The organism is Streptomyces sp. NPDC059255, assembly GCF_042752355.1.
GTDB lineage: Bacteria > Actinomycetota > Actinomycetes > Streptomycetales > Streptomycetaceae > Streptomyces.
In genome coordinates, this window is sequence record NZ_JBHYZP010000019.1 from 22951 (window position 1) to 47417 (window position 24467).

Annotated in this window: 15 protein-coding genes; 11 read left to right on the forward strand and 4 right to left on the reverse strand. The window is 67.6% G+C overall.

The genetic code is table 11. The features are described 5' to 3' along the window. The first annotated feature begins 123 nt into the window (after nt 1-123). The 3 genes from ACFXKG_RS22240 (at nt 124) to ACFXKG_RS22250 (ending at nt 10330) form a co-directional block, all read left to right on the forward strand. Nucleotides 124-1452, forward strand: coding sequence for a class I SAM-dependent RNA methyltransferase (locus tag ACFXKG_RS22240; RefSeq protein ID WP_384841637.1), 1329 nt, complete (start codon nt 124-126; stop codon nt 1450-1452). Nucleotides 1453-1791: 339 nt separating this feature from the next. Then, complete coding sequence (locus ACFXKG_RS22245) at nt 1792-4179, forward strand: hypothetical protein (RefSeq protein ID WP_384841640.1); 2388 nt, start codon at nt 1792-1794, stop codon at nt 4177-4179. Nucleotides 4180-4273: 94 nt separating this feature from the next. Continuing rightward, nucleotides 4274-10330, forward strand: a complete 6057-nt coding sequence (locus ACFXKG_RS22250; protein ID WP_384841644.1) for a hypothetical protein — start codon at nt 4274-4276, stop codon at nt 10328-10330. Nucleotides 10331-10655: 325 nt separating this feature from the next. Here ACFXKG_RS22250 and ACFXKG_RS22255 read toward each other — a convergent pair whose 3' ends face one another. After that, on the reverse strand, nt 10656-11324 hold the full coding sequence (locus ACFXKG_RS22255) for a nucleotidyl transferase AbiEii/AbiGii toxin family protein (protein WP_384841647.1): 669 nt from the start codon (nt 11322-11324) through the stop codon (nt 10656-10658). A 5-nt stretch (nt 11325-11329) separates the two neighbouring features. Then, on the reverse strand, nt 11330-11725 hold the full coding sequence (locus tag ACFXKG_RS22260) for a hypothetical protein (protein WP_384841650.1): 396 nt from the start codon (nt 11723-11725) through the stop codon (nt 11330-11332). Between the two features lie 1359 nt (nt 11726-13084). Between ACFXKG_RS22260 and ACFXKG_RS22265 the strand changes: the two genes are divergently transcribed. Both ACFXKG_RS22265 and ACFXKG_RS22270 read left to right on the forward strand, forming a co-directional pair. Beyond that, on the forward strand, nt 13085-14005 hold the full coding sequence (locus ACFXKG_RS22265) for a PucR family transcriptional regulator (RefSeq protein ID WP_384841653.1): 921 nt from the start codon (nt 13085-13087) through the stop codon (nt 14003-14005). A 397-nt stretch (nt 14006-14402) separates the two neighbouring features. Beyond that, nucleotides 14403-15584 carry an MFS transporter gene (locus ACFXKG_RS22270; protein WP_384841656.1) on the forward strand — a complete coding sequence of 394 codons (1182 nt, stop codon included), beginning with the start codon at nt 14403-14405 and terminating at the stop codon, nt 15582-15584. Between the two features lie 155 nt (nt 15585-15739). Here the strand turns inward: ACFXKG_RS22270 and ACFXKG_RS22275 are convergent, their stop codons facing one another. Further along, nucleotides 15740-16027, reverse strand: coding sequence for a hypothetical protein (locus tag ACFXKG_RS22275; protein WP_384841659.1), 288 nt, complete (start codon nt 16025-16027; stop codon nt 15740-15742). A gap of 377 nt (nt 16028-16404) precedes the next feature. On the opposite strand from ACFXKG_RS22275, the gene ACFXKG_RS22280 reads away from it, so the two are divergent. From ACFXKG_RS22280 to ACFXKG_RS22290, 3 genes are all read left to right on the forward strand, one after another. Then, entirely contained in the window at nt 16405-16626 is a 222-nt protein-coding gene (locus ACFXKG_RS22280; RefSeq protein ID WP_384841957.1) for a LuxR C-terminal-related transcriptional regulator, read from the forward strand. A gap of 687 nt (nt 16627-17313) precedes the next feature. Then, a complete protein-coding gene (locus ACFXKG_RS22285) occupies nt 17314-18222 on the forward strand; it encodes an SAM-dependent methyltransferase (RefSeq protein WP_384841662.1) in 909 nt (302 codons plus the stop codon). Nucleotides 18223-18461: 239 nt separating this feature from the next. Further along, nucleotides 18462-19295: a methyltransferase domain-containing protein gene (locus tag ACFXKG_RS22290; protein ID WP_384841665.1), complete on the forward strand. Its 834-nt coding sequence runs from the start codon at nt 18462-18464 to the stop codon at nt 19293-19295. Between the two features lie 119 nt (nt 19296-19414). On the opposite strand, the gene ACFXKG_RS22295 is transcribed toward ACFXKG_RS22290, so the two are convergent. After that, nucleotides 19415-20701: a cytochrome P450 gene (locus ACFXKG_RS22295; RefSeq protein ID WP_384841668.1), complete on the reverse strand. Its 1287-nt coding sequence runs from the start codon at nt 20699-20701 to the stop codon at nt 19415-19417. A 525-nt stretch (nt 20702-21226) separates the two neighbouring features. On the opposite strand from ACFXKG_RS22295, the gene ACFXKG_RS22300 reads away from it, so the two are divergent. The 3 genes from ACFXKG_RS22300 to ACFXKG_RS22310 all read left to right on the forward strand — a co-directional run bounded on the left by ACFXKG_RS22300 (nt 21227) and on the right by ACFXKG_RS22310 (nt 24464). Continuing rightward, nucleotides 21227-22264, forward strand: a complete 1038-nt coding sequence (locus ACFXKG_RS22300) for a polyprenyl synthetase family protein (RefSeq protein WP_384841670.1) — start codon at nt 21227-21229, stop codon at nt 22262-22264. A 120-nt stretch (nt 22265-22384) separates the two neighbouring features. Then, nucleotides 22385-23557, forward strand: coding sequence for a cytochrome P450 (locus ACFXKG_RS22305; protein WP_384841674.1), 1173 nt, complete (start codon nt 22385-22387; stop codon nt 23555-23557). A 10-nt stretch (nt 23558-23567) separates the two neighbouring features. After that, entirely contained in the window at nt 23568-24464 is an 897-nt protein-coding gene (locus ACFXKG_RS22310; RefSeq protein WP_384841677.1) for a UbiA family prenyltransferase, read from the forward strand. The last annotated feature ends 3 nt before the right edge of the window (nt 24465-24467 follow it).

Consider the following 24467-nt stretch of genomic DNA (forward strand, 5'->3'; position numbering starts at 1 on the left):
GCCGTCCGGCGGGCGTGGTCCCGGCCGTCCGGCGGCGCCGGGCCCGGCACGTAGACTGGTGGGCTGCCGCCCGGCCGTCCACGCGCCGGCTCATCCCCTCGGATCTTTTGGAGCCACCCCGTCATGAGCACAGAACCGCAGGCTTCGCTGATCGGGGAGGAGTACGAGGTCGAGGTGGGCCCCGTCGCCCACGGCGGTCACTGCATCGCCCGTACCGACGAGGGCCGGGTGCTCTTCGTACGGCACGCCCTGCCGGGCGAGCGGATCCGCGCCCGGGTGACGGAGGGCGAGGCGGACTCGCGCTACCTGCGCGCCGACGCCGTGGAGATCCTCGGCGCGTCCAAGGACCGGGTCGAGGCGCCCTGCCCGTACGCGGGCCCGGGCCGGTGCGGCGGCTGCGACTGGCAGCATGCCAAGCCGGGCGCGCAGCGCCGCTTCAAGGGGGAGGTCATCGCGGAGCAGCTCCAGCGGCTCGCCGGACTCACCCCGGAGGAGGCCGGCTGGGACGGTACGGTCATGCCCGCGCCCGGCGACAAACTCCCGGCGGGCGAGGTGCCGGCGTGGCGCTCGCGCGTGCAGTACGCGGTCGACGAGAAGGGCCGCGCCGGGCTGCGCAAGCATCGCTCGCACGACGTGGAGCCCGTCGACCACTGCATGATCGCCACGGAGGGCGTCAGCGAACTCGGTGTCGAGCGGCGGGAATGGCCCCAGATCGCCTCGGTGGAAGCCATCGCGGCCTCCGGCTCCGGCGACCGCCAGGTCATCCTCACCCCGCGTGAGGGCGGCCGGCTCCCGCTGGTGGAGCTGGACAAGCCCGTCTCCGTCCTGCGGGTGGAGGAGCACGACGGCGGGGTGCACCGCGTCCACGGCCGCGCCTTCGTCCGCGAGCGCGCCGACGGCCGTACGTACCGGGTCGGCATGGGCGGCTTCTGGCAGGTGCACCCGCAGGCCCCCCAACTCCTGGTCGAGGCCGTGATGCAGGGCCTGATGCCGAGGAAGGGCGAGACCGCGCTCGATCTCTACTGCGGGGTCGGCCTGTTCGCCGGGGCGATCGCGGAGCGCGTGGGCGAGAGCGGCGCGGTGCTCGGCATCGAGTCCGGCAAGCGCGCGGTCGAGGACGCCCGCCACAACCTGAAGGACCTGCCGCGGGTCCGCATCGAACAGGGCAAGGTCGACCAGGTCCTCCCGCGCACCCGCATCACGGAAACCGACCTGATCGTCCTGGACCCGCCCCGCGCGGGCGCGGGCAAGCAGACCGTCAAACACCTGGCGGGGCTGGGCGCCCGCCGCATCGCCTACGTCGCCTGCGACCCGGCGGCCCTCGCGCGCGACCTGGCGTACTTCCGGGAGGGCGGGTACCGGCCGCGCACGCTGCGGGCGTTCGACCTGTTTCCGATGACGCACCACGTGGAGTGCGTGGCGATTCTGGAGCCTGCCGAAAAGGCTCGCTGACCTGCATTTACTCCGATGGCGACACGTTGTTCGACCTGTTTCCGGATGGTCATCAGGTGTAGCGCGCTTGGGCTCCCTTGCCTGCTGGGCGATGTTGCTGACCTGCGGGTTTGTTGAGGATCAACGCGGAGCGCCTGTCTGGTGTGTTGCGGCTGCGTGAGTACCTGGTGATTCGTGACGCTCGTTCGACGCTACTCCTGATGGAACGTCAGGTGGGCCAATGCTTACACGGGTGCTGGTTCGCTCACTCATGCGTAGCGCATTCGGTCCGACCTCGACACGCGTCGTGTCGCTGTGAGCCACTGGCTGGCGTCGCAATGTGACCAAAGTGCTTCCGGAATGTTCCAGGTCGGCATACGCTGCGGGAATTACCGCACGTCAGACCGCACCGGCCTGAAGCGCGGCGGAGGTGTCATGGGTGGGGACCCGTATGTATCAGCAACGGTTGACGAACTTGGGGGGCCGGACGCGGCATCGACGCCTGGCGACAGGGCGCAGGTGCCTGATCCTTACGGTGACGGGGCCCTGCTGACCTCTGCCATGACGAAAGGCTATGACGCCGTACCCGACGAAGAACGGGATCGGCTGATGCGCTATCTCGAAGCGGTTGTCGCGGCCCGGCCGGCACCCGTGCACACCGCCGTGGCCTTCAACGCCGTGTACTTCGGGTACGACCTCGGCGGTGACGGCTACGGCGGGAGCCCGCTCTGCCTCGACGACTTCCCCGTGATCACCTTCGGTGAGTGTGCCCTCGCGCTCCCAGTCGGTGCAATGGTGTGTGTTGCCACCGGGTCGGAACCGTTGTATGCCGAGATCGTCTATCGGGAGGGGGCGCACCAAGAGCTGGGCTCCCTCGGTGAAGTGCCGGCCTGGGTGTCGGGGGCGCCTGCAGGCGCCGAGGGCCCCGGGAGGCCGGGAGACAGCCCCGCGCCGCGGCGAAGGGAGCTCCTGGTTCCGGATCTGCATGCCTTCGGCCCAGCTCTGAGCCTGTCATCGGCTCAGCTCCACCGCTTACGCACGCGTCGGCGCTGGATCAACGAGGATGGACATGTCGTCGTCGACGTCTGCTATTCGTCCCCAGATGCGGCCCGGCGCGATGACCTGACGGCATATGCGGACCATCTTCTGACGACGGCACGAGAACAGCTGCTCAGCCCCTTCGTCCCCGTGTCCCTCGCCGCACTGGTGGGTGGCACGCATGACGACGACCTGCGGGCGGGGCTGCTCGGCCTCCTCGGCACGGTGCGGGGCGTGCTCAACTCCAGTGTCGCCTTGCGTAGATGGGGTCACTACGCCATGACCCGGGCCTCCCTCGCGGACTGCTGGCGGGACACCGGGCCACTGGGCGGCGATGACCTCAAGTCCCTCGCGGCAGCGGTGGAACGCGCGGCGACCCCGGCGAGGCGGCGCTACGGCCTCACCGCTCCGGTCACCGTGTACACAGCGGTCGGACCCCAGCTCCGTGGGTTCCCGGGGGCCACGGAACTGCTCAAGGGAGTGGGGTACGCCGCGGCGGTGTGCAGGGCGAACGTGGCGCTCGCCGATGTCGTCCAAGGCGACAGCGACCAGGGTCTGTTCGAGAACGGCTCCCGGATCACGCTCGACGATGCCTTCGAGGGCGGCGGCGTGTGGCGCTCCCATCATCCCGGGGCTGCGGAACCCGGGGATCCCCTGGTTCCGGCCGGACGCGGATGGACATCCGCTTTGCCCACCCAGTCGGAGCCGGAAGAGGAGCTGGTTCCGGTCGATCTGCCCCTCGCCGACGAGGCGTCCCTCGGCACCGGCGAACTCCTGCGGAACGACACGAAAGAGACGGTCTGGCGAGCTCCTCTGCGACTGGCCCATCTCATCGACGGCTGGTTTCCCTTGCCTCCGAACATAGGAGAGGAACTCCGCCTGTCCTGCGGCGCGCACTGCACGGTTCGCCTCGAACTCGACCACGCAGGCGAGGTGTTGGACGAGAAGGAGGCGGTGCAGGATGTCTCCGCCGAACTCGGCGACGACTCGGGTCGGTTGACCGGTATCACCTGGCCCCGCGACTTTTTCCCTGGCCTGATGCTTGAGCTGCGCCGGCCCAGCGGCAGCACGATGATCCACCTGTCCACCACGCGGCTCGAGGAACCGGTGCAGGTCGGCGACCGTGAGACCGGGCACTATTACGACCCTCGCGTGCTCACCAGGGAGGATGTCCCGGGCAGTAACCGCCATGGCGACAGCGCTGTCGGGCTCAGCCCCCGTCAGCTCGTGATGCGCACCGTGCGCCGCTGCGGTCTGCTCACCCTGGACGGCCATGCCTTGATGGACCGTTCCGTCCTGCCGAACGCGGTCTACGGGCGTCGGCCCGCCCGGTCACAGGTTGCCGCCCTGGAATCAGCGGTCGGGGAACTACTCATGGAGCGGCTCCTGGAGTCGGCCCTCGGCAGCCGAGACGCCTGGGGCCAACCGCACTTCCCGCCGCGCGACGGGCAGCGGACCATCTCCCTCATCGGCTATCGCCCCGCCTGGCCCCGGATGATACGTCCGTGGGGCGGTGGCGAACCGGTTGGTGACGGACTGCGCAGCACCCAGTCCGTCCCCGGCCATTTGCGACGCCTGCGGCCGGGGTGCTCGCCGAGCGAAGTTCAGCGAGCTGCCTTTCGGCAGCATTGCCGCCGACTCGGCAAGGCGGACGGCTGGGAACTGCCGTACGGCTACACGTTCGTGACCGCGCACACGCGCGGCCGCTGACCCTTCGCGGCTTTCGCAAATCCAAGTCTCGGCCAGGCTCCCTTCTTCTCGTCGTCCACGGAAAACCAGGCCCACAGAAACGGAGTACGTGTACATGCAGGATCGCTACCACGTCGTCACAGGGCTGCCGTGGTCCCCGTCGAGCGTCTCGGTCAAGGACCTTGAAGGCTTGGCCGCCACGCTCAACACCTTGGAGCCCCCAGCTGTCGCCGCCCTGAACGACTTCACGGCCGACATGGTGGAACTTGCCTTCAACTCCCTGCGGCCGAGGGACCGGCAGGAGCTGCTCGGCAGCCTGGGCATCCGCATGGCGGCCCCCCGCCGGGTGAGCAGTGCTCTGTGCCGGGACGTTCTCGCCAGGCTGCAACGCGAGTCGCGGCAGCACAGCTGCACCTGCCGGATCAAGGAACTCACGGTCAACGTGATGAATCAGGTGGGCAATTTCGTCTTCGCGCAGGACGGTGAGACGGTTCCCGACCCCGTTGCCCGGTGGGGTGCGACGCTGGTCCGGGCCACTGTGTTCGCGTGGTGCAACGCCTCCGTCACCGACGCCCACGTTCTTGCCTGGGCGGCGGACCATGACTGGTTCGGGATGAAGGCCGACGACAAGGAGTCGGCTCAGCTCGCCGCTGTCGGTGCCGCGGCGCGCTCCGTGGTACAGGCCAACCCGGACTTCGTCCCCGGAACAACGGAAGACGAGGAGTCACCGCTTGCGGGTAACGGAAAGAGGGGGCGCGCTGCCGCCGCCGACCGGCCAGGCATGAACGATCCCGCCACGAAGACCGCTGTACCGGGCCCTGGTACCTCCCCCAAGGCGACCGTTACGGCGTCCGAAAGTGCCCGGATCGAGCAGGGGACGGATCCGGAGGCGGCTTGTCGGCAGTTGGAGTCAGCTCTCGCGGGGGCTCGGCAAGCAGCGGAAAGGATGACCGGTGCGGTCGTGGACGGCCGCCCTCCGCAGGACGAGGACTTGGCACCGCTGGCCGCGCTCGGTGCCGTCTTCGACAACGCGGACGCCGTGCTCCGCGCCGCCGGGATCGAGGGGGCGCCTCGCCGTCTGGAGGACATGACGCGTGCTGCACGCGCGTACCGGGTGGCGCACGAACATGACCTCCAGGCACGGGAGTCGCTGCGGGAACTGCTCGATGTGGCCTGCCGCCCGGACAGCTCTCCCACTGCCGCCGCGGCAGCCGAGGCAGTGCGCGGCGCGGCCCGCAGCCTGCTGGAGACACCGGTGTGGGAAGAATCGCAACGGGAGGAAGGCATCGCGCTCGCCTCCTTGGCCCGGATCATCAGACTGGGGCGACAGGAGGATGCCGCGGCGGAGATCCTGGCGCTACAGGGGCAGATCGTACGAGTGCTGCCTGCGTGTGCCATGGCGGTGCTCATCGCCCCCGAACTGACGTTGGCCCAGCCGGAGGACGCTTGCCGCGAACCCGCCGGGGCCGAGACGATTGTGGCGGACAGGGCCGTGCCGGCGGCCGAGCAGGCCGAGGAGACGGTCTGCCACGCCACCGAGGAGACCGCGCCCCAGCACGCCTCCGAGCCGGAAGCCACGAGGGTGTCCGAGCCGGTTCACTTCCCCGACGCACAGGCCGTGTCTCCCGCTGGCAGCGGCTCGGCACTCCTCACGCAACCGGACGCGCCTGGCCCGGCGTCCGCCGCACCGCCGGTCTGTCCCACCGAGGACGCGCCCGTCAGCGAACTGGCCCAAGCCGCAGATGGTGATTCTGACGAGGCTGCGGCCGAGCGGGCCTTGGCGCGGCTGGTCGTGGAGCGGCGCTTCGGACTCGCCCACCATCTGGCGAGGGCCGCTGGCCACCCCGAGCCCCAGGCGGCGGCGCTCCGCCTGGCCGGTGCCGCCGCGCTACTCACGTCCGGCGACAGCCAGGCCGCCCGGTTGACGGAGGACCTGCTCCAGGAGTACGGCGGATACGCGGGCCAGGACACTGAGGGCAGCGAGCTCCTCCTGCTACCCGCCCTGCTGCGTACTGCACTGATCACCGGAGACCACTCGGCCGGCGCCCAGCTCAAAGCGCTGGTCCCCCGGCTCCCCGACCGGCTCGCGGAGGCGGCGGCCGCTGTCGCCGACCGTGCCCTCAGCGGAGCCCTGATGATCGCTTCCCCGCTGGTCGCCGACGTCTCCGAGACGGGGGTCCGGTTGAGGGACCTGCGCGATGGCAGCTGTGGCCTCCTCGCGCCACAGAGACTGCGGTTCGCAAGGGCGACAGAGATCGCCAAGCGCTGGCTGGACCCCGACGACGGGATGCTCGGATCGCTGCTCATGACCGTCGCAGACGACAACCGCGACGCGATACAGCAGGTGAGGGAGCAGGCTGAGCGGCTGTCGAAACTGGCCGAGGTCAACAACGAGATCGACCGCATGGACCGCAAGTACCGCTCGTCGAGCGGCAAGCCACTGCAGGGCTCCGGACGGCAGGATCTCGTGCATCTCGTGGAGCGAGCCGTCGGCCTGGTCAAGGAATGGTGCCTGGCGGTCGACTGCACCCGCCGCGGCGACCGGTCCGACGGCAACCGCGCGGCCAAGGAGATCTCCTCCCTGCGCCAGTCCCTGCTGGACGGCAGGGACGCAGCGCTGGGCGAGTTGGAGCAGCCAGGGCGACGCTCGGACGCCTTCGCCGCCGCGACGGCTTGTGCGGCGCGCGCCTCGATGGAGGAGCTGTTCGCGATGCTGGCCGATGACACCGTGACCAGGCGCTCCGGAGGGCCGAGCGGCTCTGAACTCGTGCTGGACGTGGAACTGCTGAAGGTATGCGACTCCCGTGACGAGCGGCCGTCGCTCGACGAGCTGCTGACCGCGGTTGACCGGAACTGGCAGGACGCCCTCGACGAGCGACTCTCCCACGATGCCTTCACCGCGGCCCGTAGCATCGTCGAGCTGGCCGGACGAGGACTGCTGCCCGCCCTGCAGATCCAGAAGTTCACCCTGCCCACGGGCACGGAGATCGACGACCGGGAAGCCCTCCGGCGCACGGAGCTGCGGACGGCCCACGGCGAACTCGTTGCCGAGCTGCGCCGTGCGCAGGCAGACGGTGCTGTGACCGAGGACCAGGACCTGCGCCTTCAGGAGCTGCTGGCGGACGCCCATGACCGCCTCGAAAACGCTGAGCGGCACGATCTGCTGGGCGTGCGGCGGGCGCTCGACAGCGTACGGAGCGACCTGCCCGACTTCCGACAGCAGGCGGGTGACCGGATCCGGGCCCGGCTCGACGCCTTGGACCCCACCGCGGAAGAGCGGGCCCAGGTGCTGCGACGCCTGGAGACGAACGACCTGGCCACCGCCGCTGACCTCGTCTACTTCCTGGAGATCGGTGAGCCCGTCCCGGAGATCGAGGGAGGCGAGTCCCATCTGACCGACTTCTTCCCGGTCGTGCCCGACGGCCTGCCGGGAGGCATCGACCCGGACCTCGTCGACCTGGTCCGGTCCGGCGGCAAGCATCCGACGCTTCCTGTCTTGGACTACGGCAGCCTCTCCACCGACGAGGCAGCACTCGCGGCCGACGCCCTTGAAGAGTGGCGCGTGCTGGCCGCCGCCGAGCCGAAGGAGCGGCTCCAGGTGGCTCCGACACGACAGGTGCCGCCGCTTCTCAAGCTCCTTGGCTACGACGCCAAGAGCGCCCGGCCGCTCGACGACCGGTCTCAGCACCGGCGGGAATACCGTCTCTTCGAAGCGACCGGGGTGGAGATCAACGGCAGGGCGAAGGCACCCGCGTTCGGCTCGCAGATCAGGGAGCAGGGCGGCAACCTGCGGGTAATGATGGTCTGGGGCAGGCCGCCCGCCAAGGTCGTCATGAGCTGGGCGGAGCGCGACACCAGCGGTGCGAGCCTCCTCGTTGTCTACTTCGGCACACTGAGCCGCGAGGCCCGCGTCGAACTCGCCGTCGGCTCCGGCCGGTTGCAGCCGCTGCTGGTCGTGGACGACGCGGCCCTCGCCTATCTCGCGGCCCACGGCAACCGCCAGGTGAGCACTGCCACACAGACCCTGCTGCCCTTCTCAGGCGTCAATCCGTACATCAGGGAGAAGCGCGGCCGGATCGGCGGTGAGATGTTCTACGGCCGTGACGCCGAACGCAAGAGCATCCTTGACCCGCGCGGCACCCAAGTTATCTACGGCGGCCGGGGCCTGGGTAAGTCGGCGCTGCTTGCCGACGCCGGGGAATGGTTCATGGAGCAACGCCCGGGCTACGACCAGACGGTGTATGTCAACCTCGACCAGGAGAACATCGGCAAGGGCAGCTCGTTCGGGCCGGAGACGCTCTGGAGCGTCCTGGAGCGGGAGCTGACCGAGGCACAGGTACTCGACGGCCGACCGCAGGGGGGCAGGAAACGGCAGGAAATCTCCGAGCGGGTGCGTGTCGGCATCCGGACCTGGCTGGACGGGGACATGCCTCGCCGTCTACTGATCCTGCTTGACGAATGCGACCAGTTCTTCGAGGCGGACGCCCCGCGCTTCGACCAGACCAAGAAGCTCAAGGGCCTCGGGTCCGACACCAAGGACCGCGCCAAGGTCGTCTTCGCCGGGCTGCACTCCGTGCAGCGCTTTTCCAAGCTCGCGAGTAACGGCCCCTTCGGCCACCTTGCGCAGACCCCGAAGGTGATCGGCCCGCTGGCTCCCCAGTCCGCGGCCGAGCTGTTGGTCGAGCCGATGCGGGCGCTCGGGTTTGAGTTCAAGGACCTGGATCTTGTCAACCGGGTGCTCGGCTACTGCTCCTACCAGCCCTTCCTGCTCCAGATGTTCGGGCACCGGCTGGTGGAGCTGATGCAGCGCAAGCGGGCGCGGCGCGGAGCCGAGGGACCCCCTTACAAGGTGGAGGTGACCGACATCGAGGTCGTGGAGGCGGACGCTGCCCTCAGGGACGGCATCTCGGCGGCCTTCAAGGACACGCTCAGCCTCGACCACCGGTACGACGTGATCGCCAACGTGCTGGCGTACCACGCTCGTCACCGCGGTTTGGAGGTGCGGTTGAGCGACACCGAGCTGCGCGAGGAGTGCGAGACGTACTGGCGCAAGGGGTTCGAACAGCTCGACACAGAGGGTTTCCGTGCCTACCTCTCGGAGATGGTCGGCCTCGGCATCCTCGCGCCCAACCACGACGGCCTGGGCTGGCACCTGCGCGGCCCTAACGCTCTGCGGATGATCGGCACCTCCCACGAGGTGGAGGCCCGCCTGCTTAGGGCCGAACAGGACTGTGAACTCCAGGACAGCATCGTGCAAGAGGGCCGTCCCGAGCTCCCCGACGGCCGGCCGGCACCGCTTACCAACACCCAGCTCGACGACCTTCTGGGCGAGCGGTCCAACCGGACCAGGGTGGTCCTCGGCGCACCCGCCACCGGAGTCAAGGACATCGCCCGCACCTTGCGCACGATCGCCGGACCGATCGAGGGCTGGACGCTGCCGCCCGTCGGCAGGCCCAGCGTCTACAAGCAGCAACTCACCGGCGGACGCCCCCGCGAACGACGCGTCGTCATCAGTGACTTCGTCAACTACCGGGAACCGGTACGGCCCGAGACCTGCCGGGAGGCCGTCGACTTGGCCGAGACACTGCTGCCCGCTGTCCCGGGTGTCACCCGCGCGGTCGTCCTCGTCACCGACCCCACACAGTTGGCCCTGTGGCGCACTCTGCTGACGGGTACCGAACCCACCTCGGCCGCCCCGGTGGTGCTGCGCCGCCACGACCGCCGCAGCCTGCGCGGCTGGGCCCAGCGCGTCAACATGTTCCACACGGAGGACCGCTTGGATCGTCTCCACGAACTGACCGGCGGTTGGCCGCTCCTGGTCGACCGGGCCCACCGCCTGCACGGCGAACTTGGCAACCCCGACGAGGTGCTGCGCCGCCTGGCTGGCCTCTGCTCGGACCGGGCCGAGGCTCGATCCTTCGCCGAGGGGACAGGCGTGTACGCGGATCCGCTGCTTGCCGCTGGGTACCGGGCCCTCGACGACGAGTTCAAGGACAGCCCGTTCGATCTGGAGGGCGCGGTGACCGCTGTGGCGCTGAAGATCGAGGACGAGGACGAGGACGAGGCGCGGTGGATCGTCAACTGCCTTGATGCTCTGCAGGTTCTTGACCACGACAACGCCCAGTTGCGCCTGGAACCGCTGCTGCACAAGTGCGTGATGCTCAGCCTGTGACAGTGAGTGGTACCAGTCCGGCCGCCCGTATGTCTGGGCGGCCGGTCGCCTTGCAGTGGTCGCCTTGCCGATAGCTGATCAACTACGGCGAGTTACATTCTGGGTCAGACGTATCGAGGGCAGCCAGATACGGCTCTGTGCTGGGGCCCGCCTATGACGTGCTGCGCCCGGCTGACCGCCGTCCAGGCGTACGTATCCGGCGCGCGCAGCCTCGTTCACGCCGACTTCCCTCGGGCCGCGGCCCTGGAAGCTGGATTCGCGGGGACGTATGAGGAAGGACCTCAGTGCTCGAATCATTTGAGTCTGTGGTCTCGTCAGGACGTGATCAGTCGATGTGCGGATCGTCGGACTCGTCGAGGAGACGGGCCGCTAGATCGTCGGCCCACTCCACAGCCCAAGCACGGAGCGTGGTGATGGTGGCGTAATCGAGCCCGTAGGCGGCGAATGCTTCGTCGTCGGTCCACTCGGCGCCCGTCAGGTTCGCCTGCAGGTCCTCGCGCTCGAAGCGGCCGCGGGCGTGGCGGCGGCCGAACTCCTCGAGCTCGGCATTGGTCCAGCGGCGGGAGGCCGCGAACACATCGATCAGGTCGCGGGGCGCTCCGCGGTCGGCAAGGGCGCGGACCTTGGTCCCGATCACGTCCTCCTCTGCGAGGACGGGCCCGTACGGGCTCTGGGCGACCGGCCGCCAGAAGATTTCCTTGAGGATGTCGACCTCGCATTCATGCCCGGTGACCGGGTCAGTCACGGTGAAGCGGGCGGACAGCGGGGCAGTCTCCAGCGCGTGCACCTTCCAGCCGCGGGCTTCCAGGCCGACGCGGAGCGTGGCCGCGATGTCTGCCATGGGCGCCGGGTTCTCGGTGGCGACATCAAGGTCCTGGCTGGGGCGGCTCACGAGGCGATGCGCCCGCACGGCGTATCCGCCAGTAAGGACCAGGGGATATGGGGAGCCGAGCGCGATCACATCGGCCAGGAGCCGCATGTGCAGCTCGGGCATGTCCGTCACGCGGCAGCCCTGGTGTGGGAGGCGAGCTGGGGGAAGGCGTCTTCCCATACAGTGCGCACTGTACGGCCTACGAGTTTGCGCAGCACCGGCCACAGCTGAAGGAGCAAGTCTTTGTTGAGGTAGCGGGGCAGGTCGTCGCGCAGGCCCTCGTGCAGGACGGTGCGATACAGGCCCATGCGCTGGCGCGGCTTGCCCAGATCGTACGAGGCCATCCCGGACCAGGCCATGTGCAGGGGCAGTTCCACGACACCGAGGGTCGGCCCGTGCAGCTCGTCCAGCGACTCCGGCAGACGGCGGCGGAACTTCTCCCGGTACAGCGCGAGGTCCTCGGCGTCCGCGCCTGAGATGTCCCTCGGTGTGGATGCGGGGTGGTGCTGTGAGCTGGAGGGCATGAGTCCATTATGACGGCCGGCGAAGTGGCGCGGTAATGATGGGCGAGCCTGCGTCTGGAGTGAGTCGGAGAGGGCTCGCGGAGGGGAACTGGTCGTGGGCGGCCTGTTCTGCCCGAAGAGGAGGGATGGATGTTGGTGACGCTCGTTTGACGCTCTGGGTGCCCGCACGCGGGGCCGCGAGCCGAGAAACAGGTCCTGACCTGGTCTTTTCCGGGAATCGTTCAGGCCGACATCCTTCCGATGACGCACCACGTGGAGTGTGTCGCGATCCTCGAACCGGCCGCGAAGGGCTCTTGACCTGCGGTTTTCCGCTTGCATTGTGTTGCTCGACCTGTTTCGTGGCACACGAACAGGTGAAGGGGCCGAACTCGCCTCGTCCGCGCTTTCGTCCGGGTGCCGGGTGCCGGGTGCCGGGTGTCGACTGCTGGGTGCCGGGTCGCCCGGCGGTGACAGGTCCCGTGCACTCGGCGGCGTGACGCACGAATGACGCACGTGGCGAAGTCCTGACCATCCCGGCCGCCGCCCCCAGCCTCGGCGAGATGAAGCTGATGGACCGGACCCCAGGCGCGGGGCACGTGGGCTTCTCCCCGATCCCCGCCCTGACCCGGCTGCTCATCGACGAGGCCGGTGGGGTCCCGCCGACGTGTGATCAAACCGGGTGCGGAGGGCTGCTCGGATGCCACGAGTTGATCCCGCTCGACCACCACGACGACATCGTCGGCCGACGGCGTACTTGCTCAAGCAATTGGAATATGCCTGACAATGTTCAAGGGGTAGGGAAATTCCAAGGAAAAGAAGTTGATATAAGACATAAAGGGACGCAACTGGCGGGTAATATATTACAAAATTCAAGTGGGCGTGTTAGGATCTTCAGGGTCGGAGTGGCTCGCCACAAGCTCCGATGTGCCCTCGTGGACATGGACGGAGAGTGCCGTGCCGAAAACCCACACTGCTCCGGCGGGAGAATTTTCTCCGGCGTTATTGTCAATGGCTTTGATCGGCCCTCGCGGTGTCGGATCGATTTGCCTTTCCTGGCCGGAAGCCCGGCTGATACGCGAACCCCACGAGGTGGACCTGGCATCGCCCTGTCCCTCGACGAGATGTTGCTCTACACGGCCCGTGGGGGCAGTTGTCCCGCCCCCGTGATCGTCGCCGAGTCGTCCGAGCCGTCTGATTCGTCGTGCGGGCCCGGGAACAAGCGGATTATGCGCTGCTCGCCTCCACTTGGTGGCCCGTGAAGTGGCCCTCGATATATGCCTGCCCGAAAAGACCGTCAGGAACTGTCTGGGCGGCATCTGCAGAAAGCATCGGGTGCGGGCTTATGGGGTAACCGCACCATTCGGGAAGATGAGGTGAGAAATGATCGAAATGATAGGCACGTCGATATCTCCGGTCGAGGCGCTCCCCTCGACGCCGGAGGACGACAGGGTCGCCGACTTCAGGGCGAAGGTGCGGGCAGCAGGGCAGGAGTGGACCGGTAACGAGCCGGACGAACTGGTCGAGCTGCTGACCAAGGCGGCGGCAGGTGATCCGAGGCTGGCCGCCATCGTGCGCGCCGGGGGTGGCCTGCTGCAGGACTTTCTCGACGGATACCAGCAAAAAACCACTGCGGATGTTTCGCGTGATCTGGCAGGCGACATCGCCGACGGTCATCCGCTGCCGGCGGACGTGCTCGAAGGGCTTACTCCTCGATACCTGATCGCCGTGGTGAGGCTTGCGGAGCCCGGCCGCGAGGTGGATGCGTTACGCGCGGTGGCGGGAGAGGGCACGCTGCTGACGCACCGGGACGGCAACGTCGTTCTCTTCGTCCCGGCAGCCGGTGCGGGCAGCGGCGAACGCTCGGTGACGAGGCTGACCCAGTGTCTTGGCGGCAGGGGCTGGCTCGCGACTGCGGAACGGGACAGGGCATGCCTCGTCGACGGGTTCGACGAGGCGTCCTACGTGCTGAGGCTGGTGGTGGCGGGACTGCGCCCGAGCGGTGCCTACACGATCTCGGACGTGCTGGTCGAGTATGCGGTCACGCTGCACGAGAAGGTGCGGACCGACCTGGCCGCGGTGATCAGGCCGCTTCGGGCGCACAAGGTCCTGTGGGAGACGTTGACCGCCTTCGTCGACTCCGACTACAGCAGGAACAAGGCGGCCCGCAGCCTGTTCATCCACCGCAGCACGCTGGACTACCGCCTGAGGCGGATCGAAGAGGTCACCGGCTGCGACCCGACCAGTGGCAGGGGCGCGCAGATGCTGACGGCGGCGATGATCGCCGAGGCCCTGCAGGGGTAACAGGGCCCCAGCGGCGTTCCCGTACCCGACCGCACACTCACACACCGTGGACAGGTCCGCCCCGACAGCACTACCGCTCGGTCAGGGATTCCGCCGCGCCTGCCCGCTCGCCCGCCGACCTTGAGCGTTGCGGCGATCTCGGTGTTGGTTCTCCCGGCGAAATGCTGGGCCACTTCGCGCAGGATGTCCTACTCGGTCGCCGGAGAAGAGACGTCCGCGGAGCCGGTGCGGCTGGTGGCCGAAATCAATGAGTTCTCGGGTGGTTCTCCGCGAATTGCGGAAAATCGGAGCTGAGGCGCGATGAACCCTGCGCGGGCGCCTAGCATTCGTTCTCCCGAGCGGAGAAACTTGAGAACTGAATGGACTGGTTCGATTGAGTGGATCTTACAGATGGGTTGTGCTCATCGGCTCGTTCGTGGCCTACACGTTTGACGCGCTGGAAATCTTGCTGCTGTCGTTCACGTTGCCTGTGATCCGCGCCGATCTGGGACTCACGACGACACAGGGCGGTCTGCTCGCCACGGCGACGTTGCTCGGGATCGGGGTGAGCAGCCTGACGGTCGGCTGGCTCGCCGACAACTACGGCCGCAAACGGGCGTTGATGGTGTCGCTCGCCGTGTTCGGCGTGTTCACCGCGGCGATCTTGGTGGTGGACAGTTTCACGATGTTCCTGGTGCTGCGTTTCGTGGCAGGTCTGGGACTCGGAGGGGTCTGGGGAGCGGTGTCGACCTACGTGGTCGAGACATGGCCGGCCGCACAACGGGGACGTGCGGTTGCGTTCGTGCTCAGCTCGTTCTCGATCGGCGGGGTGGTTGCCGCGGCGCTGTCGGGTGCGTTGCTGCCGGACTGGCGGCTGGCGTTCTTCATCGGCGGGGCGGGCGTGGTGATCCCGCTGGTCGTCGTCGGACTGTTCTTCCGCGAGTCGGCCGAGTGGGTCGAGCAGAAGACCACACCGGTGAAGGTGACGGAGATCTTCGCTCCGGAACTGCGCAGGAACACGGTGCTCGGTGCGACCGTGGCATCGCTCGCGATGTTCGGGGCGTGGGGCGCGTCCACGTGGCTGCCGACTTACCTGCAGAGCGACAAGGGCATCCCGGCCGCGACCGTCGCGGTGTTCATGACGGTGCTCAATCTCGGGATGTTCGTCGGCTACAACGTCTTCGGGCTGATCAGCGACCGGATCGGCCACAAGTACGCACTGATGCTGTCACTGGCCGGTGTGGCGCTGACCTTGCCGCTGTACGTGGTCGCCGCCGACCGCACGACGTTGCTGTGGCTGGGGCCGCTGTTCGCCTTCTTCGCCGCTTATGCGGGCGTCTTCGGGGTGTACATGGGCGAGTTGTTCCCGACCAGGGTGCGGATGACCGGTGCCGGATTCTGCTACAACATCGGGCGCGGGGTGTCCGCCTTCGCTCCGCTCACGCTGGGTGTGTTGGCTGCCCACGCGGGGTTCGGTGCCGGTCTGCTGGTGTGCGCGGGCTTCATGGCGTGCGCGGCGATCGCCATGACCTTCCTGCCTGACCTGCGGGGCGCGACCCAACTGCGAGCCTCAGCCTCAGCCTCGGCGGCCCGCAGCTGACAGCCGGCCGTGAGCCCAGCCGGAAGCCGGTGGCGGGACCGGCGTTCGTCGATCTGCCGAACGCCGGTCCCGCGCACGTACCACCGGCACCGGCGCCTCGTCGGTCAATCGTTTCCACCAGCTGAGCCGCCACTTCTTGTGGCGGCTCCGGCATGTCACTTCCGGTCCACCGGATCGTTGTCACCGGTCCGCCACAGGTAGCTGCGCACCGAGAGCGACGCGGCGCGCATGGCTGCCCGGATGTCGTCGAGGTCTTCGCCGGCGAGCTCGCCACGCGCCGGGGTGAGCGTGGGCAGAATCAGCCTGGCCGCCTCCAGCAGGCACAGCATCGCGTCCAGCTGTGCGCTGGCCGGCAGCCTGCTCAGGTCCTCGTACAGGGTCCGCATCAGGGCGTCCGGTTCTGCCGGCGCCACGGTCCTGGTATCGCGCGCGAAGTCCGTCACGGCCGTTCCTCGAAACTGCTCCGCCGTGGACACAAGGCTGGGTCTCCTTCCCGGGGTTGGATGCGCGGGAACTGATGATCTCCATGTCGTAGCTCGCCGCCCAGTGCCGTTCCCCGACACACGTCAATACAAACAAGGCCGGAACTCCGCAAAATTTGGAGGGAGTTCCGAGGCGGACGGAAACTGACGGGTTGCGAAGGTGCGTCAGTGACAAGAGTGGGTGGCCCACCTAGGATCTTGTTCCAGTACTTCTCGCTCTGCATTTCTCCGTTTGCGGTCCTGGCCTAGTCGGCTGTACGGAATGGATGGGTGCCATGGTTAATGATCAGAACGGCTGCGACGTGTCCCAGCCGGTCGATGGCTGGGTTCTCAGCTCGATGCAGGCCAGGATCCTGGAGGGTGTTGCGGCCGGCTCCTCCAGCGGGCGACTTTCGAGAGAGTTGCACCTCAGTTCGAAGACCATCGACTATCACGTCCGCGTCATGTCCGACAAGCTGCAGACGCCGAATCGTGTCTCGTTGGTTTCAAGAGCGTTCGTCCTCCAGATTCTGCGAACCGATTCGTGGCCCCCGCGCATTGCGTGTGAAACGGTGGATTAACGCCCGGTGGTTCGCGAGATCATAATCCATACGTTCATGCGTGAACTGTATTTCGCGTCATGTTTCCCGGGCGTTTACTTTAATCTCGCTCCTTCGATGCCTGCCGACGCCGGTGCGGCGCCGAGGCCGCCCGAGGTGTCCCCCGGCCGCGGAGACCCGCTCGGTCAGTTCGGCCGACTGTCCGGCGGTTCGTCGCCCGGCCGCGTCGGAACGCCTGGCTCGCGTTGCCGGACAGGGCGTCCGCGCCGGTCGGCAGAAACCGAGGCTTTCTTAGGAAGTCTTGCTCCGCCGTCGGTTGCCGGCTCAATAGCCGGGCTCGAATACGGACCTGGTGCCGCCCCGGCAGCTACTATTCCGCAGGGGTGGTCCAATCCAGGCCCTACGCCGTCTTCTTTGGGGTTTTTCCTAAAGTCGAGGATGCTCACGCTGCGTCGTTGACACGACCACAGTTGTCCTCCAGGATGGAATCCAATAGCTGCCACTCAATTTCAGGGCGACTCAAGATTCCGGATCATGAGGGCGGCTCTGCAATTCGAACGAGGTGCCGGCACCGTTGATGCATATGGAATCCGGTCCGGTGATCCTCGCCAAACCCGTATCCTCGCCATAATTATGACGAGCACAGCGTAACGACCAAAGCAGGCCATTCGCCAACGTCGTCGGCATCCGCGCTCTGGAGGAGTGACCGTGTCAAATCTGGATGAAGTTTCGAGTTCATCTCAAACAGCGCTGGATCCTCAGGACGAGGTAAGAATAGTTGGCCAGTACTACGACGACAAAACGGCCAGGCTTGTTCGCAAATACGGGCCCGGACCCAGGATTCACTACCATGTAGGTTATTACCCTTCCTCCGGAGCGCCGCTGCATCCTGAGGATGTGACGCCGGACGACATCCGCCGCAGCATACGGCTCCATCAAGAGGGTCTGCTGCGGTATGCGGCCAAGATCTGGGGCGCTGAACACCGGCTCTCGGGGAGGATCCTGGATGTCGGCTGCGGTCTCGGCGGGGGCTCGCTCTTCTGGGCGCAGGAATACGGCGCCGACGTCACGGCGGTCACCAACGCTCCGGAACACGCGCCGATAGTTGAGGGGTTCGCCCAGGAATGCGGTGTGGGCGAGAGGGTCCGAACGCTGGTCTGTGATGCGATGCATCTCCCCTTGGACGGCCCCTACGACGCGGCAGTGGCCATCGAGAGCAGCGGATATTTCAACCGTCCTCAGTGGTTCGAGCGTCTGTCGCGCGTGCTTCGTCCCGGCGCGAGTGTGTGCATCGAGGAAGTGTTCACCACGCGCCCCCACGGGGCCGATGTGTGGGCCGAGTACTTCTACACGAAACCGGCTACGGTGCTCGACTACGTGGAAGCCGCGAAGTCCGCGGGTTTCGAACTGGTCGACGAAGTCGACGCCACGTCGGAGACCGCGCCGTTCTGGGAGGAGAGTGCCGCCTGGACGAAGGCGGTACTGGACAGTGACAACAGCCTCTCAGCGGTTGATCGCAGGCAGCTGAGGATATCCCTGATGGCGAACCAGGCGCAGGGCGCCGAATGGAAAGCGGGGGGCTTGCGGCTGGGTTTCCTGCGCTTCGAGCTGAAGTGAGCGAAGAATGGCAGGCGGCCGGTGTTCCGACCTGGCGGCACTGACGTATTCAACGCCTGATGGCTCACGTGGTCGTCAGTGGATCACGCAGGCGCTCGGCTGGGGTTGCCCAGCCGAGCGCAGCGGGTTTCAGCCGTACCCACGCCGCCGGCCATTTCCTCGACGCGTTCCCCGGCACAGGGCTCGCGGCCGAACCGCCGCCGACTTCCCGTTACCTTGACAACAATACGGAGTTCCTCATGACGCTTGAGCAGTTTCCCGCTCCCAGCGACGTCGCCGGCATGTACGACGGGATCGGTCAGATCTACGGTTCCGCGTGGGGCCCCAACAAGCACTACGGCTACTGGGAGAACGACGCCGACGACAGCTCCGTCGAGGTGGCCACCGACCGCCTGACCGACATGATGATCTCGGGCATCGCCGCGCAGGCCGGCCAGCGGGTCCTGGACATCGGCTGCGGCATCGGCCACCCCGCGCTGCGGCTCGTCCGCGCCCGCGACGTGAACGTGCTGGGCATCTCCGTCAGCCACGTCCAGGTGGCGCGGGCCACGGAACTCGCGGCCGAGGCCGGGCTCGCCGACCGGGCCACGTTCCAGTTCACGGACGCGATGGACATGCCCTTCCCCGACGGCTCGTTCGACGCGGCCTGGGCGTTCGAGTCGATGTGGCACATGCCCGACCGCGGCCAGGTGCTCGCCGAGACCGCCCGTGTCCTGCGCCCCGGCGGCCGGCTCGCCATCGCCGACGTCATCGAGCGCGGCCCGGTCAGCCCCGAGGGACGCGCGGTCCTGGACCACATCTGCGAGAACTACGCCGTGCGCTCCCTGGGCACGATGGACGAATACCGGAAGGCGTTGGCCGCCAACGGTTTCGTCGACGTCGAGATCCGTGACATCAGCGACAACGTCGACCGTACGCTCGCGCTCATGGCCGACGCCGTGGAGACGGTCCGCGACAAGCTGGTCGCGCTGGTCGGCGAGGAACAGGCCACCTCGCTCATCGACTTCATGCGTCTGTCCGCGGCCACCCCGGAGAGCGGCTACGTCTTCCTGACCGCGGTCCGCGGCGCATGACCGCGGGCGCCGTCCCCGGTCTGCGGCCCGGCGCGGGCGGGGCGCGCTGAGCGGTTTCTCCCCGCATGCCGGAACGGCCCGCCAGTCGAACTGGCGGGCCGTTCCGACATGCCGGTGGGTCACGTGAGTTCCGCGGGAGCCCACGTGTCGTCCAGATCTCCCGACGACGGCCCGGATGCCCCTCCCCGCTGCCGCACCCGCAACTCGGTCAACGCCCGAAGCGGGAACACCGGCCGGTGACGTGGCGGCAGCCCGGGGGCCAGCGTCAGATCCGGCATCCTGGCGGCGAGGGCCTGTATCGCGATCTCCAGTTCCATGCGGGCGAATCCGGCTCCGAGGCAGAAATGGATGCCGTGCCCGAACGCGAGATGTGTGGCGGACCCACTGCCCGGACTGAACCCGGCCGGACACGCTTGGGACCGACTGTCCCGGCCGGCCGCTCCGTACAGCAGAAGCAGTCGGCTCCCCGCGGCCAGGTGGACGTCGCCGACCACTACGTCATGGACCGCGGTCCGGTACATGCCCGCCAGCGGACTGTCGAACCGCAACCCCTCCTCGACAAGGTCCCGTGTGGCGATCGTCCCGTCGACCACCTCGGCCCAGCCGCCGGGTGATTGAAGCTGCTGGAAGAGGATCGTGCCGAGCGCCTCGGCACAGGTCATGTGTCCCGCGAAGATCAGTGTGGGGATCTGGACAGCGGCATCGTCGGGGGTGAGCGTGTGGCCCGCCTTGCCGTCGTGGAGCAGTTCACTGATCAGGTCGTCCTGCGGTGAGGCGAGCCGCTCCTGCACGAGTGATCGGGCGAACTCTCCGAAGTCCATCAGCCCGCGGGCGTATGCACGCAGCTGGTCGGGATCGGCGGAGCGCTGCAGCATCATGAGTTCGATGCGTTGCTCGGACCACAGGCGGCAGCGGTCGAGGTATTCGTCCGGGATCCCGAGGCGCCGGCAGATCACCTCCAGCGAGTACGGAACGGCGAACGCCGTGATGAAGTCGAACTCCGCCGCGGCCGCGGCCCGCTCGGCGAAGTCGGTGGCGATCGCACGGACCGTGGGTTCGAACGCTCTGACCCTGGCCGGCGTGAACCCGACGTTGAGTACTTCCCTGATCTTCGCGTGCTCGGGAGGGTCGAGTGAGCCGACGGCCAGCGCACCGGCACCGCGCCACGTGCGGAGCATCCGGCGCACGTCCTCGGGCACCTCGACCGTGGAACGGGGGTTGTGGTCGCGCGCCGAGAAGTTTCGGTCGTCCCGAAGCACGGCAACCATGTCCTCGCGCCGGGTGACGCACCAGGCGTCGAGCAAAGGGGCGTAGAACACCGGCTCCGTCTCTCCGATGTCGGCCAGAAATGAATACGGGTCGTCGCGATGTGCGCCGTACGGGTCGAACGATCCGTCTCCATGCAATTGCCCAGAATCAACTGACATAGCTGCTCTGCCTCTCAAGCCTTCAGTGAACCATTCCCGGTAATGATCAGTGACGTTGTGTGATACTGCTCGGCCTAGGAACTGTTCAGCGATCCTGGTACGGCCGGTCCGGTCGATCCGCGTGCCCGACCAGCAGCAACGTCCCGGACTCGAATACGGCCTTGGTGCCGCCCAGTGGCTACCAATCTGCAGGGTAGTTCAATCCAGGCCTTACACCGTCTTCTTTGGGGTTTTTCCTAAAGTCGAGGATGCTCACGCCGCGTCGTTGACACGGCATGGAGAAGTCGTTCAGGATGGCGGTCGGAACAGTCACGCAAATTCCGGTGCATCACTCCAGGTTCGGATTGCGCGTAGACGCGGCAGCTGCCTACGTATTAACTAGGGCTGAGAAGATATTTGCGCAACATATCCGGCACAGTGATTTTCAGTGGTGCAATTCGTGAACCCCATGCGCGTAGGTTCTGACCAGGAATTGGGAAGGCATGCGACCGGAGGAGAATCCCGATGAGCGCACTCGACACCTCGTCGACCGGGCTCCAATCCTTCCTGTCGCCGAGGACGGTGCAGTCCACGGTATGGCCCGTTATGCGGCAGCAGGCTTCCGCACTGGAGCCGACCCTGGCCCGGATCTGCTCCTACCACCTCGGCTTCATCGACGAACACGGTGACCCCAGCAGCGCGGAGGGCGGCAAACTGACCCGCGCCTCCCTCATGACGGCGGCGGCCGAGGGAGTCGGCCTGCGGCCGGAGGACGTGCGGTGCCAGGCGGCAGCGCTGGAGTTGCTGCACAACTCGACCCTGATCCACGACGACATCATCGACGCGGACGAGCTGCGCCGCGGCCGGCCGGCCGCGTGGAAGGTGTTCGGCGCCAGTCGGGCCATCCTGGCCGGGGACGCGTTGCAGGCCCTTGGACTGCGGATGGTCGTCGACGACCCCGGTCCCGGCCGTGCGGAAATCTCCAGCCTGTTCGCCGGAGCACTCGGTCTGGTTCTCGCGGGCCAGGCCCGTGAGTTCACCGTCCGGCTGGCTCCGGGAGCCGGCATCGCGGAGTACGACCGAATAGTGGAGGAGAAGACGTCCGCGCTGCTGGAGTGCGCACTGGTGACGCCCGCACTGCGGGCGGGCAAACCGGAACATGTCCTGGCCGCCCTGCGTGGCGCGGGCCGGCATCTGGGCCTCGCCTTTCAGATCTTCAACGACGTCGAGGACATCTGGGGCGACCCCGCCGTGACCGGCAAACCCGTCCGGAGCGACATCCTGCGGCGCAACCCGAGCTTTCCGGTGCTGGCGGCCATGTCCGCCGACAGCCCGGCCGGCGAACGACTGCGCCGGCTGTGGCACGCCGACGGCACCACGGCCGCGTACCTGCAGGAGATGGCCGACCTCGTCGAGGAAACCGGCGGCCGGCGCACGGCCGAGCAGCGGTCCCGGAGCCATCTGGACTCGGCTCTGGAGTACCTCGGACGAGCCGAGCTGACCCCGGCCGCGTCCACCGAACTGACCGCGTTGTTCGACCGCATCGTCCATCGCACGGCATGACCCCGTACTCCCCGCAGAGGCGGCATCCGGATCGGAGTACATGATCTTGGCCAGCACCCACGACAACCCGGCCCCGCCCGTCAAAGGCGGTCCGAATCTCGATTCCGGCGGAGGCCGCCAGTGAGTACCCCAGCTCAATTGCCTTTCGAGCAGACGAATGTGCTGCAACTCGCGCCAGGGCTGCGCACGCTCCAGTCCCAGGGCGCGGTCCATCGGGTTCGTACCGCCGAGGGCGACGAGGCGTGGCTGGTCACCGGTCACGCCTGGGTGAGGCAGCTGCTCGACGACGACCGGCTCGGCCGCTCCCATCCCGATCCGGAGGCCGCGGCCAAGGACAGCGGGTCGGCGCTTCTCGCCGGCCTGCTGGGCGACTTCGCCACCGACCACGCCCGGTTGCGTGCGCTGCTGGAGCCGCACTTCTCACCCGAGCGGATGCTGGCGCTGCGGCCGTACGTCGAGAAACTGACCGGGCAGCTCCTGGACGGACTGGCCGGGCAGAAGCCACCGGTGGACCTGCGCCAGGCGTTGGCGCTGTCGCTGCCGATTCAGGTGATGTGCGAGTGGTTGGGGGTGCCCAAGGAGGACAAGGACCGGTTCGGCGGCTGGACGCAGGACGCCGCCAACGTCGGGGACCCGGTCAGGTCCAAGCAGGGAATGGGCGAGCTGTTCGGCTATTGCAGGCAACTCGTCGCCGGCAAACGGCTGAATCCGGGCGATGACGTGATCTCCAGGATCTGCGCGACCGAGGGGATCAACGACAACGAGGTCCTCGGGCTGACGGCGTTGTTGCTGTTCGGTGGCTACGAGACCACGGTGGCCCGGATCGGCACCTGTGTATCGCTGTTGCTGGCCAACCCCGAGCAGTGGCAGGCGCTGCTGCACGACCCGGGTCTCATCCCCGGCGCGGTCGAGGAAACCCTGCGGATGTCGATGCCGAATCCGCACAACGGCGGCATGCCCCGCTATGCGCTGACGGACTTCGAGGTCGACGGGGTCACCATCCGGACCGGCGACTTCGTGCTGCTGAACATCATCGCGGCCAACCACGACGAGACGGCCTTCGCCGACCCCGGCCGGGTCGATGTCACGCGCGACACCACGGGCAGCCTCATGTTCGGGCACGGTGCGCACCACTGCGTCGGCGCGATGCTGGCCCGGATGCAGCTGCAGGTGGTGCTCACCCAGCTCGTCGCGCGATTCCCGACCCTGCGTCTGGCGGTCGGTGCGGAGGAGCTGAGGCTGCGCCACAACACGCTGATCGGCGGGTTGATCCAACTTCCGGTGACCTGGTGATTGGATCCTGATGCTGTACAAGATATCTACGGGCGTCGTCACGAAGAGCCCGGATTCGATCCGCGCGTATCTCCTGCTGATGCGGCTGGACAGGCCTACGGGGTACGTGCTCTACCTGCTGCCGGGGCTGTGGGCCGTCGCCCTCGCCCCCGGGCAACGACCGGACCCGCTGACGGTGGTGGCGGTCGCTGTCGCCGCGGTGCTGGTGCGCGGCGCGGCCTGCGCGGTCAACGACGTGGTCGACAAGGACGTCGACGCCCGGGTCGCCCGCACCGTGTCGCGTCCCGTCGCGTCGGGGACGATCAGCGTCGGGAACGCACTCCTGTTCGCCGCCGCACAGGGCGTGGTCGCCCTGCTGGTCCTGGCGGTGGCGAACGTGGAGACAGCCCTGGTCGCCGCTGCCTCGTACCCGCTGATCGTCGCGTACCCCTACATGAAGCGCATCTTCTTCTGGCCCTCGGCCTTCCTGGCCCTGGTGATGAGCGTCTACGTGCTGATCGGCTGGACGGCGGTGACCGCGAGCGTCGACTATCCGCCCGCGGTGTACGGCCTGTACGCCGGCGGGGCCTTCTGGACCCTGATCCATGACGCGATCTACTCCCACCAGGACAAGGAGTACGACCGGAAGATCGGCGTCAAGTCGTCCGCCCTGCTCTTCGGCAAGGCCACCAAGGCGTGGCTGGCGATCTTCATCGTGGTCAGCGTCGGCGGCGTGCTGTGGGCCGGTTCCCAGACGTCGATGGGGTGGGCGTTCCACCTGATCGTCGTGGTCGCGGGTCTCTTTCTCTCCTATCTGCTCGTACGGGTGGACCTGGATGATCCGAAAGCGTGCTGGGACGCCTTTGTCGCCAACACCTACTTCGGCTGGATCATCCTCGCGGCCGTGGTCGCCGGGCAGTTCACATGAAGG